Origin of the sequence: Enterobacter sp. WPR_3_1 (genome assembly GCF_003635055.1) — a bacterium.
In the GTDB taxonomy this organism is placed as follows: Bacteria; Pseudomonadota; Gammaproteobacteria; order Enterobacterales; family Enterobacteriaceae; genus Enterobacter; species Enterobacter ludwigii.
In genome coordinates, this window is record NZ_RBXU01000008.1 from 482,048 (window position 1) to 495,536 (window position 13,489).

General features: G+C 38.6%; 12 protein-coding genes. All 12 read left to right on the plus strand.

The genetic code is table 11. From position 1 onward, the window contains the following. Positions 1-287 precede the first annotated feature (287 nt). The 12 genes from rfbB (at position 288) to gndA (ending at position 13,423) form a co-directional block, all read left to right on the plus strand. Positions 288-1,361 (plus strand): dTDP-glucose 4,6-dehydratase, encoded by a 1,074-nt coding sequence (gene rfbB / locus BJ887_RS03995; RefSeq protein ID WP_121339312.1) that lies wholly within the window; start codon positions 288-290, stop codon positions 1,359-1,361. A 1-nt stretch (position 1,362) separates the two neighbouring features. Further along, positions 1,363-2,229: a glucose-1-phosphate thymidylyltransferase RfbA gene (rfbA, locus tag BJ887_RS04000; protein WP_044866266.1), complete on the plus strand. Its 867-nt coding sequence runs from the start codon at positions 1,363-1,365 to the stop codon at positions 2,227-2,229. Between the two features lie 6 nt (positions 2,230-2,235). After that, positions 2,236-3,663 carry a lipopolysaccharide biosynthesis protein gene (locus BJ887_RS04005; RefSeq protein WP_121339314.1) on the plus strand — a complete coding sequence of 476 codons (1,428 nt, stop codon included), beginning with the start codon at positions 2,236-2,238 and terminating at the stop codon, positions 3,661-3,663. A 10-nt stretch (positions 3,664-3,673) separates the two neighbouring features. Further along, a complete protein-coding gene (gene vioA, locus BJ887_RS04010; RefSeq protein WP_121339316.1) occupies positions 3,674-4,774 on the plus strand; it encodes a dTDP-4-amino-4,6-dideoxy-D-glucose aminotransferase VioA in 1,101 nt (366 codons plus the stop codon). Position 4,775: 1 nt separating this feature from the next. Further along, positions 4,776-5,342, plus strand: a complete 567-nt coding sequence (locus tag BJ887_RS04015; RefSeq protein WP_121339318.1) for an acyltransferase — start codon at positions 4,776-4,778, stop codon at positions 5,340-5,342. A 30-nt stretch (positions 5,343-5,372) separates the two neighbouring features. Beyond that, positions 5,373-6,332 carry a glycosyltransferase gene (locus tag BJ887_RS04020; RefSeq protein ID WP_121339320.1) on the plus strand — a complete coding sequence of 320 codons (960 nt, stop codon included), beginning with the start codon at positions 5,373-5,375 and terminating at the stop codon, positions 6,330-6,332. Between the two features lie 10 nt (positions 6,333-6,342). Further along, complete coding sequence (locus BJ887_RS04025; protein ID WP_121339322.1) at positions 6,343-7,506, plus strand: EpsG family protein; 1,164 nt, start codon at positions 6,343-6,345, stop codon at positions 7,504-7,506. 5 nt (positions 7,507-7,511) lie between these two features. Further along, on the plus strand, positions 7,512-8,594 hold the full coding sequence (locus BJ887_RS04030) for a glycosyltransferase family 4 protein (protein ID WP_121339324.1): 1,083 nt from the start codon (positions 7,512-7,514) through the stop codon (positions 8,592-8,594). 9 nt (positions 8,595-8,603) lie between these two features. After that, on the plus strand, positions 8,604-9,707 hold the full coding sequence (locus BJ887_RS04035) for a glycosyltransferase (RefSeq protein WP_121339326.1): 1,104 nt from the start codon (positions 8,604-8,606) through the stop codon (positions 9,705-9,707). After that, on the plus strand, positions 9,697-10,818 hold the full coding sequence (locus BJ887_RS04040; RefSeq protein ID WP_121339328.1) for a glycosyltransferase family 4 protein: 1,122 nt from the start codon (positions 9,697-9,699) through the stop codon (positions 10,816-10,818). Before BJ887_RS04035 ends, BJ887_RS04040 begins: the two co-directional genes overlap by 11 nt. A gap of 25 nt (positions 10,819-10,843) precedes the next feature. Next, positions 10,844-11,857 carry a UDP-glucose 4-epimerase GalE gene (gene galE / locus BJ887_RS04045; protein WP_121339330.1) on the plus strand — a complete coding sequence of 338 codons (1,014 nt, stop codon included), beginning with the start codon at positions 10,844-10,846 and terminating at the stop codon, positions 11,855-11,857. A gap of 159 nt (positions 11,858-12,016) precedes the next feature. Continuing rightward, the gene (gene gndA, locus BJ887_RS04050; RefSeq protein ID WP_044866255.1) at positions 12,017-13,423 is read left to right on the plus strand and encodes an NADP-dependent phosphogluconate dehydrogenase; all 1,407 of its coding nucleotides are present in this window, start codon (positions 12,017-12,019) and stop codon (positions 13,421-13,423) included. Positions 13,424-13,489: the final 66 nt, after the last annotated feature.

Consider the following 13,489-nt stretch of genomic DNA (forward strand, 5'->3'; position numbering starts at 1 on the left):
TGACTGCCGTTTTTTGTTATTAATTATAATGATAACATGGGGTTATCTGATTCAAATGTGGGCTGATTTGTAACGATTTGTGCTTGTTTCTAAGACCATTTAGGATGACAATTAACGCCAGTTTTTTGTCTGTTATCAGACTCCCAAAATCTTTATTCAACATTCGCTCAGTGCACTGGTAGCTGTTAAGCCAGGGGCGGTAGCGTGCAAAATTTCTGAAAACGATATTTTTAATCGGTTTCCTGAGCATCAATATCTCGATATACCCAATAGATGGAAGAGCTAACGTGAAAATTCTTGTTACCGGCGGTGCCGGTTTTATCGGCTCAGCGGTGGTGCGACATATTATTAAAAATACCCAGGATGCAGTCGTCAATGTGGATAAACTGACGTATGCAGGTAACCTGGAGTCACTTACCGACGTTAATGGTAGCGATCGTTATGTCTTTGAACATGCGGATATTTGCGATAAGGCGGCTATGGATCGTATTTTCGCCGAGCACAAACCGAATGCGGTGATGCACCTTGCGGCAGAGAGTCACGTTGACCGATCTATTACCGGCCCCGCTGCGTTTATTGAGACCAACATTGTGGGTACCTATGTCCTTCTGGAAGCCGCGCGAGCTTACTGGTTGACGCTGGATGACGCGGCCAAAGCGGCATTTCGTTTCCACCACATCTCTACGGATGAAGTGTACGGCGATTTGCCGCATCCTGATGAACATCCTGCGTCTGCTGAGCTACCGCTGTTTACCGAAACCACAGCCTATTCACCAAGCAGCCCGTATTCCGCCTCTAAAGCGTCCAGCGATCACCTCGTACGCGCATGGCTGCGTACCTACGGTTTCCCAACAATCGTGACCAACTGCTCAAATAATTATGGCCCGTATCACTTCCCTGAAAAGCTGATCCCGTTGGTGATTTTGAATGCGCTGGACGGTAAAGCGCTGCCAATTTACGGCAAAGGCGACCAGATCCGTGACTGGCTGTATGTTGAAGATCATGCGCGTGCGCTGTACACCGTTGTAACCCAGGGTAAACCGGGTGAAACTTATAACATCGGTGGGCATAACGAAAAGCAGAATCTGGATGTGGTACACACCATTTGCGATCTGCTGGATGAAATCGTGCCGAAAGAAGGTTCCTATCGCGATCAAATTACTTACGTCGCTGACCGCCCCGGGCATGACCGCCGCTACGCGATTGATGCGCATAAAATTGGTGTTGAGCTGGGTTGGAAGCCTGAAGAGACATTCGAAAGCGGAATACGTAAGACTGTTGAATGGTATCTGAATAATAAAAGTTGGTGCATGCGAGTGCAGGATGGTAGTTATCAACGTGAACGTCTGGGGTTAGTATAAAATGAAAGGTATTATCCTTGCGGGTGGATCGGGGACGCGTTTGTACCCTATTACAATGGGTGTCTCGAAGCAATTATTACCTATTTATGATAAACCAATGATTTATTATCCATTATCAGTTTTGATGCTTGCGGGTATAAGAGATATTTTAATTATTACGACACCCGAAGATCAGGAAGGGTTTATACGTCTTCTGGATGATGGAGCAAAACTGGGCTTGAATTTACAGTATGCAATTCAGCCTTCGCCAGACGGATTGGCACAAGCATTCATTATTGGTGAAGAATTCATCGGTAATGATTCTGTTTGTCTGGTATTAGGTGATAATATTTTTTATGGACAAGGTTTCTCTCCTAAACTAAGAGAAGCTGCAGTCCGTGCGACATCTAAGGCGACGGTGTTTGGATATCAGGTTAAAGATCCAGAGCGTTTCGGCGTCGTCCAATTTGATGAGGATCGCAATGTGTTATCGATAGAAGAGAAGCCCGCTAAACCAAAAAGTAATTATGCAGTTACCGGGCTTTATTTTTATACAAACGAAGTCGTAGAATACGCAAAACAGGTTAAACCATCAGAACGTGGTGAGCTTGAGATTACGTCAATCAACCAAATGTATCTTGAAAAGGGTAACCTTGTGGTTGAAATGCTGGGTCGTGGTTTTGCCTGGCTTGACACAGGGACTCATGAAAGCCTTTTGCAAGCAGCTCAATTCGTTGAGACTATCGAAGTTAGACAGGGGTTTAAAGTCGCTTGTCTTGAAGAGATTGCATTTAACAATGGATGGTTAGCTAAGGCAGACGTATTAAAACAAGCTGCCTTAATGTCCAAAAATGGATATGGCCAATACCTGTCCCAACTTATTAAGTAATAAATAGTGTCTGAACTAAAAAATAAAACAGTCAATGGTCTAAAATGGAGTGCCCTAGAGCGAATACTTTCTCAGGGCATTCAGCTCATTCTGATGCTGATTCTAGCTCGTCTGTTAGGGCCAAAAGCCTTTGGTCTCATTGGAATGTTAGCAATGTTTATTGCAATAGGTCAGGTATTTATAGATAGCGGCTTCAGTTCAGCTCTGATAAGAAAGACCGATCGCACGAATACTGATTATTCGACTGCATTCTATTTTAATATTATAGTTGCTATCTGTTGCTATCTTTTGCTGTATTTTTCTGCAGGATATATCGCTAATTTTTATCAGCAACCCGAATTAGTGTTATTAGCGAAAGTCATTGGCTTATCATTAATAGCGAATAGCTTCTCAGTTGTGCCAAGAACTATTTTGACAGTGTCAATGAACTTCAAAGCGCAAGCGAAAGCGTCGATTTGCTCTGTTATTCTGGGGGGGATCGTTGCGTTGATTTTCGCCTGGAAAGGCTATGGTGTGTGGGCGCTGGTTGCGCAAACTCTGTCTGTCTCTGTTTTGAGCGCATTGTTTCTTAATATAATAACACGTTGGGTTCCAGCACTAAGTTTCTCAAAAAAATCATTTAACTATCTGTTTGGCTTTGGCGGCAAATTATTGGTATCCGGCTTACTTGATACGACATATAATAATGTCTATCAGCTCATCATTGGCAAGAAATTCAGTGCTGAAAATGTTGGTCAGTTTACGCAGGCCAACCAGATATCAAGCATTCCTGCCATGACAATGACTAATATTATTCAGCGCGTAACCTATCCTATGTTTAGTCATATACAGGAAGATAGTCACAAGATGGACGAATATTACCTGCTCACTATGAAAGTGGCTGCGCTGTTCATATTTCCATTGATGGCCGGTGTCGCCATACTCGCACAACCTTTGCTGCAACTTGTGTTAGGTTCGCAATGGCATGAAGCCGCAGGGCTTGTAACAATCCTTGCCCTTGCTTATATGCTTTATCCAATCCATGCCATAAACCTGAATGTTTTACAGGTAAAAGGCCGAAGTGATTTGTTCCTGAAGCTGGAAATAATTAAAAAAATCATTGGGATTTCAATTGTTACCGTAACAATGAATTACAGCATTTACATAATGTGCTTTGGTTTATTGATTCATTCTTATTTTGCACTCGTATTAAATACGTATTACACCGGAAAACTGACTGGTTTAACGGTCTGGCGACAGTTCAAAGAAGTGTCACCTATCTGGTTAATTACTATGCTTTCTTGCTTTATTGCCAAAATCATTGCGATGAATCTTTCAGCACAAAATATTTGGCAGATTATAATTATGTTAACTTTAGCGCCTGGTATATATGTTGGAATGATTTACCTTGCGCAAAGAAACTTATTTAAGATTGTGTTGTCTATCAGAGAATAGAGAAAACTAAATGAAAAATATACCAGTGACTCAACCCTTTCTTCCTGAATTAAGTGAATTTATTCCTTATCTTGAAAAAATCTGGGATAATAAGTGGTTAACAAATAATGGTCCATTCCATCAGCAGCTAGAAAAAGAATTGTGTGAGTATTTAGGCGTTGACTACATTTCTCTTTTTAATAACGCAACAATCGCGTTAATCACCGCGCTTCAGGCATTACGTATTTCGGGTGAAGTGATTACCACACCGTACTCATTCATTGCCACCAGTCATTCTATTCTGTGGAACGGCCTGAAGCCGGTATTCGTCGACATTGATCCCGACACGTTCAACATCGACCCGAAGAAAATCGAAGCGGCTATTACGCCTAATACTACCGCTATTATGCCGGTGCACTGCTATTCCAGCCCATGCGATGTAGAAGCAATTCAGGAAATTGCTGATAATTACGGGCTTCGCGTGATCTATGATGCTGCACATGCATTTGGCGTAAATTATAAGGGGCAGAGCATATTACGCTTTGGCGATATGTCCATCCTAAGTTTCCATGCTACAAAGGTCTTTAACACCTTTGAAGGCGGTGCGATAATTTGTCAAGACGCCAAGACCAAGCAGCGTATTGATAGATTGAAGAATTTTGGTATTGCCGATGAGTTAACAGTCACTGCGCCGGGTATCAACGGTAAAATGAGTGAGATCAATGCTGCTTTTGGTTTAGTTCAGTTGAAACATATCAACAGTGCCATTGAGCAGCGTAGAAGGATTGATCTGGCTTATCGCCGGGAGCTTACGCAAATCAAAGGTATTACTGTTCCTGCAGCTTCTGAACACTCTAACAGTAACTATTCATATTTCCCAGTTCTCATTGAACCTGAGTTCCGCATGAGCAGGGATGAGCTCTATTTCGAACTAAAAAAGAATAATATTTTATCGCGTCGCTATTTCTATCCTTTGATCAGTAACATGCCTATGTACCGCGGAATTGAATCAGCAGCTATTGAGAACCTGCCTTTGTCTAATGCCGTTTCGGATAAAGTACTGTGTCTGCCCATTTTTAACGAAATGGATGAGAATGATTTTTCTCGCATTATAAATATTATCCGAGGGTAATATGGCTATCTTAACCCGTGAAGAAATTGAACAGATGGGATTTGCCTCCGTAGGGGAAAATGTTCTTATCTCAACGAAAGCGTCATTCTACGGTGTATCTAGAATCCATATCGGAAACAATGTCCGGATAGACGACTTCTGTGTTATTTCCGCAGGAGAAGGAGGCGTTTTTATTGGTAATTACATTCATATAGCGGTGTATTCTTCCCTAATTGGTGCCGGAAAAATTTCATTAATGGATTTTGCAAATATTTCATCACGGGTTTCTATTTACGCTAGTAACGATGATTATTCTGGCCAATTTATGACTAACCCAATGGTTCCGCCGCAATTAACTAATGTATTGCATGCTTCAGTCACAGTCGGTAAACATGCGATCATTGGGTCAGGTACAGTAGTTATGCCTGGAGTAACCATTGGTGACGGAGTGGCTATTGGCGCTCTTTCTCTTGTAAAAGAGAATTGTGAGGATTTTTATATTTATGCGGGCAATCCTATGAAAAAAATAAAGGAAAGATCTCGTAATTTAATTGATAAAGAGAATATATTACATTCGCTACCTAATTAATTAAATATTAACAGTTAAAAGGGATTCACGATGGCGGGCGAAATTGTAATTTCTGTATGCTGCATTACCTATAATCAAGAAAAGTACATTGATGATTGCATCAGCAGCATATTAGTTCAGAAACTATCTTATAATTATGAAATCATTATTGGTGATGATTGTAGTACAGATTCAACACGTGAGAAATTAAAAGAATGGTCCCTTAAATACCCTGATAAAATCAAGGTTATATATAATGAAAAAAACCTTGGGCCAAACGGTAATATTCTTTCTGTTTTCAATAAAGCTAAAGGACAATATATAGCCTTTTGTGAAGGGGATGATTACTGGATAGATGAGTGCAAATTACTCAAACAGTATAATGCGTTAAAAGGCAATCCTGACGCAGAATTTTGCTTCCATAGTGCATATATGGAACGAGATAACAAAAGGTTAAAATCCTTTAGTTTTGGTAATGTAGAAAATATATTTTATACAAAAGATGTTCTGCATGTTGTTGGGCAATTTGCTCCAACAGCATCGTATATGTTTAAAAGAAGCATCGTTGACAAACTCCCAGCCTGGTTTACGGAATGCTGCGTAGGTGATCTTTTTCTTGAATTATATTCTATGGAAAATGGAGGGATCTATTTACCTGAACCAATGTCAGTATATAGAGTCAATACTATTGGTTCATGGTCCGAAGCTATAAGAAATGATATTCGGAAATTCACCGAAAGACATTTGAATATTGTAAAATATTTAGAGTTAGCAAGATCCGATTTTGAAGGCTGTACAAATGAGTTTAATCAAAAAATAGCTAATGTTTATCTAAACATGTGTACAAGATTCATCTTCGATAAAGATTATAGTTCTTTCCAAAAATATCTCGAGAAAGCAAACAGTGTGACTCTTACTTTTACAACTAAACAAAAGGTTTATAATAGATTAAAATACATACCACAGATAATATATTTTATTCATTATCTGAATTCTTTTATCCGAAATTGAGAGTGAAAAAATGTATTGGATCTATTGTCTAGCCTTTCTTTTCGGTACGAGTTTATTAGAGCGTGGTTATTTTTCAGCAATCGCATACAAATTATCACTTTTTATTCTTTTCATATTTGTTACAGGTAATTATTATAACGGTATTGACTGGATTAATTATCAACATCATTATGAATTAATAGTCCAAGGTTCAGGCTCTACAGAATTTTTTGCGTACGAACCTGGTTTCATGCTAATCTTGTATTTCTTTGGCACTGTAGTTAATATTGAAAATTTTCATGCGGTAGTATTTTTTTCCAGTACTGTAGCAGTATTATCCATCATCAAATTTATTAAAATAATCCCTTTCAGGTTTAATCGAAGTTTATTCTTGTTCAGTACAATTGCATTTATTTACCCTTTATTTAATGATGCAATTAGACAGTTATTAGCATTTAGTATTTTATTACCATTGCTACCTAAAATTCGCGATTGTTCATTAAAAAAAATCATTATTATTTGTTTGTTTGCTTCATTATTTCATGCTTCTGCAATTTTAATGATACCTGTCTTAATTTTATTAAGAATACAATTCACTAAACATAACATGATATTACTATTTATTTTTTCTGCGGTTTTTGTAATATTGTTGCTTAGTTTGCCTGTCCTCATTATGTCAATGAGTGGTATTATCCCTAATTATATTTATTCTAAATTAGTAAGCTATCTTTTAAAAACTACCGAGCTAAAGCTAGGTCTCTTTTCAATTATTGACTGTATTGGCATTTTAATCATATTCCTATCGCATAGGCGTGATAATCGAGGAGAGTTAGATAAGAATTTATATGCTATGGGTGCTTATTTATTTTTCCTATTTCATTTGGCTTTTTATACTGCTCCATTTTTACAACGGTTATTATATTATATATTTCCATTGGTTATTCTGTACGCAAACTTTATTTTCTCTCGTAGTCAGATATTTTCTGTTACAAAAACTTTGCTACCAATAACATTAATTATGACTCTTTCTGTTTTCTTTAGAAATATCACAAACCCATATTATATATATGATCTAAATAATCCAAAGTTTTTCTATAGTAATTTATTTCAAAATAATCCGATTAATATTGATCATTTAAAAGCCAGTAAGTGTATGGTTATAAGTGAAATCGATCCAGAATTCTGCCCAAGATAATATCTATGAAAGTATTAATATTAACAGACGAACTCTACCCTTATCATATTGGCGGTGCTGGAGTTGTTGCATCGCAAACAGCTCAAACCTTAATTGGTAGAAATATTCCCTGCACGATTATGTGTTCTAATCCTAAGAAAACTCTATTACGCAAGCTATACAATATATTATGGCCTTTTTGGGGGGCATTCACATTTATATTCTCATTAATAAAGAATGATAACGATGTTATTTTAGTAAATGATCTTCGTTCCGCCTACATTCTTGGAGTTATTGGAACGAAAAAAATACTTAATAAGGTTGTATACATAGTTCATGGTACTGAAATTGATATTGTTTATAAAAAACGAAGTAAAAAAAACTCATTAATTTTAATTTCCTTTTTTTATAGTCGTTTTTTGAGCCGTTGTAAGAAAGTTATCTTTGTCAGCCAGTATGTTGCTTCACGCACACAAAATGAGTTAGGTCAACAGGGTATCAAACTAAAAAAAGAAGTTGTCAGCTATGCGGGTCTGAATGCTGACATGTTAGATTTTGCAATGCAAATTCCTGTACTCAATACTAAAGACGTTTCTACGATCCGATTGGTTTCTTTCTCGCGATTAGAAAGACGAAAGGGATATCTTACGATGATGACTATATTCGAAGCTATGCTCGAAAGGGGGGCTGATCTTATTTGGGACATTTATGGGACTGGTCGTCTAGAAAGTGACATAGTGAAAGAAATTAAAGACAAAGGATTAGAAAAGCGCATCCGTATAAAAGGTATGATTGACCGTGGCAGTATTACTTCGCATATAAACCCCACCAATTATGATGCATATTGGTTATTGCCCATTGAACCAGAAGCCTTTGGATTAACATTTATTGAATCAGCAGCTATTGGATTACCAGCAATCGGTCCTATGAAATATGGCATTACCGAGGCTATAGGTAATAATGTTAGTGGCTTTTTTTATGAAGACCCAGAGAAACTAGTTTCTGATTTGGAAAAAATAAAGGCAAATAAAGAATATTACATGATTACTTGTAAAAACTGGGCTTTAAAATTTAAAGCTAGTAACTTTATAGACGATATTTTAAATTAAGGTTAGGGAATGAAAATAGTTTATGTCATTACCGGCTTAAGCATGGGAGGGGCTGAAAAACAGGTGTGCCTCCTCGCTGATAAAATGGCTGAAAGAGGTAATGAAGTAAGTTTGGTTTCGCTGGGAAGCAATGCAAAAGTCCTGCCTGAGCATAAAGATGTCAAAGTTATTCAGATGTCTATGTCTAAGGAGCCGCTTTCATTAATGAAAACATTATTTTCATTAAGAAGAATTATAAAATCCCAAGAGCCGGATGTAGTTCACAGCCATCTTTTTCATGCAAATATTATTTGTCGTTTGTTACGCTGTTTTACTAGGATAAATATTTTAATCTCTTCATCTCATAGCAGATATGAAGGTGGCAGATTGAGAATGTTTTTATACAGAATTACTTCTCCTTTGTGTGATTTGATAACAAATGTAAGTATTGATGCTATAAATGAAAATATTCGGAAAAAGATTGCACCTCGTGATAAAATTATTGCCGTAGGTAACGGTATTGATACAAATAAATTTAAATTTCATTCTGCTGCTAAAAAGAAAATTTTATCTGAATTTTTCTTGGATGAAGAACATACTATAATGTTGTCTGTTGGAAGATTTACGGAAGCAAAGGATTATTCAAATTTGCTTCACGCGTTCAAAATTCTAATAAGTGAGAAAGGAAAGACTAATCTCAGGCTATTGATTGCGGGAGATGGCGAATTATTTGAAAAGATTTCTTTATTAAGAAACCAACTTGATCTTGTTCCCTATGTTATTTTTTTAGGCATGAGGCATGATATACCTCAGTTGATGAGCTCAGCAGATATATATGTCATGTCATCTGCTTGGGAGGGAATGCCATTGGTTATAGGTGAGGCAATGTCCTGCAACTGCCTTATAGTTACTACTCGCTGTGGTGGGGTTGCCGAAATTTTGGGCGACTGTGGAACAATTGTGCCAATTAACTCTCCAGCGCAACTTGCCGATGGTATTCTCCATACTCTTGCATTAGATGATGTTGAAATTAATAAATTAAAAAGAAATGCAAGAAGTCGTATAGAAAATAAATTTTCTATTAATGCTGTAGTTGATAATTGGTTAAATATTTATAAAAATCATGCGAAATAAAACCATAGCGATAACAGCAAATACTTGCTGGTATATATACAATTTCCGAAGAAACACTATTATTACTTTGTTAGATCATGGCTACAGTGTTATTGCATGTGCTCCACGTGATGACTATACATATATGTTAGAATCTCTTGGTTGTAAATATCAGGATGTCAAAATTGATAAAAGTGGTTTAAATCCAATAAAAGATCTTTATACCATTTTTAATTTCTATACGCTCTTTAAGACTAATCATGTGGATGTAGTACTGAATTTTACTCCAAAAAATAATATCTATAGTACTTTTGCAGCTAGATTATGCAAAATAAAGGTTATTAATAACATCGCTGGTTTGGGTACTGCATTTGGTAGTTCTGGTCTAATTAACTTCATAGTTAGACATTTATACAGATATAGCCAGAAAGAAGCAGATTTTATATTCTTCCAGAACCAAGAGGATTATTCAATATTTCAGCGCTTAGGCATAAATAAACATTCTATGGATATTTTGCCTGGATCAGGAGTTGATCTAAAACGCTTTACATTTCAAGAAGCAACTGATAATGGTATTACCCGATTTGCAGTTGTCGCAAGGATGCTGTTTGATAAAGGTATTGTACAATATGCGGATGCGGCTAAGATTTTAAAAACCAAATACAGAGATAATGTTGAGTTTTTACTTATAGGATTTATTGACGATTTGAATCCCCGGTCAATTACTTCAGCAAAAATGAAAGAATGGGTTGATGAAGGGCATGTAAAATACCTCGGTGTATCAGATAACATTGAGGACATTCTGGGGGATGTAGATTGCGTTGTTTTGCCCTCGTTTTATAGAGAAGGTGTGCCAAAATCCTTACTTGAAGCAGCGGCGATGGGTAAGCCTCTTATTACAACTGATAATGTCGGATGTAGGGAAACAGTTGAAGATGGTAAAACAGGGTATCTATGTCAGCCACGTTCAGTATCTGATTTATGCGACAAGATGGAGCTTATTATTAATATGCATTTAGAAGATAGAATAGCTATGGGTAAAGCTGGACGAGAACTTATTGAGAAAAAGTTTGACGAGCAAATAGTCATTAAAAAGTATCTGATGGCGCTTCAAACTGTCTTAAATAAATAATCCCCTATTAACTTAGGTATTGAAAATGACGATATTAGTTACTGGAGGGGCCGGTTATATTGGTTCTCACACAGTGTTAGACCTTTTAATCAATAAATATGATGTTGTAGTACTAGATAATTTATCAAATTCCTCTTCGGAATCTTTGAAAAGGGTAGAGATTTTATCTGGGAAGAAAATACAGTTTCATAATATAGACTTGCTCGATAAAGAACTCCTGCAGTCATTGTTTCATAAATATGATTTCCAATGTGTAATACATTTCGCAGGATTAAAATCCGTCGGCGAATCAGTGTTGAATCCATTAAAATACTATGATAATAATTTAACTGGCACACTTAATTTATTATCAGTTATGCAAGCTCAAAATGTCAAAAACTTAATATTTAGCTCATCAGCTACGGTTTATGGACATCCTGAAAGGATTCCTCTTAGTGAAGACTGCCTTACAGGCGGTACGACCAACCCGTATGGCAGTTCGAAATTGTTTTTAGAACAAGTTTTAAAAGATGTTACTGTTGCTGATAACACATGGAATATTATCTCCTTGCGTTATTTTAACCCTGTTGGTGCTCATCCTTCCGGGATGATTGGCGAAGACCCGGCTGGAATACCTAATAATCTCGTGCCTTATATTACTCGCGTTGCGATCGGCAAATTAAAAAAATTATCTATTTACGGTAACAATTATCCAACCAAAGATGGCACTGGAGTAAGAGATTTTATCCATGTGCAAGATCTTGCTACTGGGCATACAGCAGCACTAAATAAAATTAACTCTTTATCTGGATATCATGTATTCAATCTAGGTACAGGAAGACCTCATTCAGTCCTTGAACTTGTCTCATGTTTTGAAAGAGTAACAAACGTAAAAATTCCTTTTGTATTTGTAGCAAGAAGACCTGGTGATGTTGCTGAATGTTGGGCTTCGCCGAAACTGGCAAATGAGGTTCTTGAATGGACAGCCCATCATTCTCTTGAAGAAATGCTTATAGATTCATGGAACTGGCAGAGAAAAAATCCTGAAGGATATGTATAAAACTACATATTTATTAAGGCTAAGAAATGTTCTAACTTTTATTTTGAAACTTCTGTCCCGCGAATATTAAACTACCCACCAAACATAAAGTTGAGTTAACATTAGATAAACATTCAAGCCGCGCACAGTCGTGGCGACCACACCTGACAGGAGTATGTAATGTCCAAGCAACAAATCGGCGTTGTCGGTATGGCAGTGATGGGGCGCAACCTGGCGCTCAACATCGAAAGCCGTGGTTATACCGTCTCCGTTTTCAACCGCTCCCGTGATAAGACCGAAGAAGTCATCGCTGAGAACCCAGGTAAGAAACTGGTTCCTTTCTATACGGTTAAAGAGTTTGTTGAGTCCCTGGAAACGCCTCGTCGTATCCTGTTAATGGTGAAAGCGGGCGCAGGTACCGATGCAGCCATCGATTCCCTGAAACCTTACCTGGACAAAGGCGACATCATCATTGATGGCGGTAACACCTTCTTCCACGATACCATTCGTCGTAACCGTGAACTGTCTGAAGAAGGCTTTAACTTTATCGGTACCGGCGTATCCGGCGGTGAAGAAGGTGCACTAAAAGGTCCATCTATCATGCCTGGTGGTCAGAAAGAGGCGTACGAACTGGTTGCGCCAATCCTGACAAAAATCGCTGCGGTTGCTGAAGATGGCGAGCCTTGTGTGACCTATATTGGTCCAGACGGTGCGGGCCATTATGTGAAGATGGTTCACAACGGCATCGAATACGGCGACATGCAACTCATCGCAGAAGCTTACTCCCTTCTGAAAGGCGGCCTGAACCTCTCTAACGAAGAGCTGGCTGAAACCTTTACCGAGTGGAACAAAGGTGAGCTGAACAGCTACCTGATTGACATCACCAAAGATATCTTCACCAAGAAAGATGAAGAGGGTAAATACCTGGTCGATGTAATTCTGGATGAAGCTGCGAACAAAGGTACCGGTAAATGGACCAGCCAGAGCTCCCTGGATCTGGGTGAACCGCTGTCCCTGATCACCGAATCCGTATTTGCGCGTTACATCTCTTCCCTGAAAGAGCAGCGTGTTGCGGCATCCAAAGTGTTGTCTGGCCCACAGGCTAAACCCGCCGGTGACAAAGCTGAATTCGTCGAGAAAGTTCGCCGTGCTCTGTACCTGGGTAAAATCGTCTCCTACGCGCAGGGCTTCTCTCAGCTGCGTGCCGCGTCAGACGAAAACCACTGGGATCTGAACTACGGTGAGATCGCGAAGATCTTCCGCGCAGGTTGCATCATTCGTGCACAATTCCTGCAGAAAATCACCGATGCTTATGCGGAAAACGCGGGTATTGCTAACCTTCTGCTGGCGCCATACTTCAAGAAGATTGCCGACGAATACCAGCAGGCGCTGCGTGACGTGGTTGCTTACGCTGTGCAGAACGGTATCCCTGTACCGACCTTCTCCGCTGCGGTGGCGTACTATGACAGCTACCGTGCTGCCGTGCTGCCAGCGAACCTGATTCAGGCGCAGCGTGATTACTTCGGTGCGCATACCTATAAACGTACCGATAAAGAAGGTGTGTTCCATACCGAATGGCTGGATTAATCTGATTTAACTCAGTCTGATAATAAAGCCCGGTGATGTTCACCGGGCTTTTTTTATCACGAATAA

What these genes read in the sequence shown, in the direction of transcription:
- vioA (WP_121339316.1), top strand. Translation starts at nt 3,674, where the DNA reads ATGAAAAATATACCAGTGACTCAACCCTTTCTTCCTGAATTAAGTGAA.
- BJ887_RS04015 (WP_121339318.1), top strand. Translation starts at nt 4,776, where the DNA reads ATGGCTATCTTAACCCGTGAAGAAATTGAACAGATGGGATTTGCCTCC.
- gndA (WP_044866255.1), top strand. Translation starts at nt 12,017, where the DNA reads ATGTCCAAGCAACAAATCGGCGTTGTCGGTATGGCAGTGATGGGGCGC.
- rfbA (WP_044866266.1), top strand. Translation starts at nt 1,363, where the DNA reads ATGAAAGGTATTATCCTTGCGGGTGGATCGGGGACGCGTTTGTACCCT.
- BJ887_RS04035 (WP_121339326.1), top strand. Translation starts at nt 8,604, where the DNA reads ATGAAAATAGTTTATGTCATTACCGGCTTAAGCATGGGAGGGGCTGAA.
- BJ887_RS04040 (WP_121339328.1), top strand. Translation starts at nt 9,697, where the DNA reads ATGCGAAATAAAACCATAGCGATAACAGCAAATACTTGCTGGTATATA.
- BJ887_RS04020 (WP_121339320.1), top strand. Translation starts at nt 5,373, where the DNA reads ATGGCGGGCGAAATTGTAATTTCTGTATGCTGCATTACCTATAATCAA.
- galE (WP_121339330.1), top strand. Translation starts at nt 10,844, where the DNA reads ATGACGATATTAGTTACTGGAGGGGCCGGTTATATTGGTTCTCACACA.
- BJ887_RS04025 (WP_121339322.1), top strand. Translation starts at nt 6,343, where the DNA reads ATGTATTGGATCTATTGTCTAGCCTTTCTTTTCGGTACGAGTTTATTA.
- BJ887_RS04030 (WP_121339324.1), top strand. Translation starts at nt 7,512, where the DNA reads ATGAAAGTATTAATATTAACAGACGAACTCTACCCTTATCATATTGGC.